The sequence below is a fragment of the Psychromonas sp. Urea-02u-13 genome, assembly GCF_002835995.1.
GTDB lineage: Bacteria > Pseudomonadota > Gammaproteobacteria > Enterobacterales > Psychromonadaceae > Psychromonas.
Map to the genome: position 1 here is coordinate 1 of NZ_PJBZ01000009.1, position 255 is coordinate 255.

Consider the following 255-nt stretch of genomic DNA (forward strand, 5'->3'; position numbering starts at 1 on the left):
GCTTATGCCATCATGTCCAATCACTACCACCTTGTTTTATATGTCAATGAAGAGGCATCGTTAGCCTGCTCTGATGATGAAATATGTGTGCGTTGGAGTCAAATCTATACGCTTTCACCGCTTGTCGTGCGCTGGCAAAAAGGCGAGTTAACATCAGATATTCAAAAAGAAGCCGCGCTTGAAATTATTGCAAAGTGGCGTAAACGTTTATCGAGTATCTCTTGGTTCATGCGTTGTATAAATGAATTTATCGCT

At 41.2% G+C, this 255-nt stretch carries 1 pseudogene; it reads left to right on the forward strand.

The features are described 5' to 3' along the window. A pseudogene (locus CXF74_RS00025) lies at window positions 1–255 on the forward strand (hypothetical protein); the annotation flags it as partial.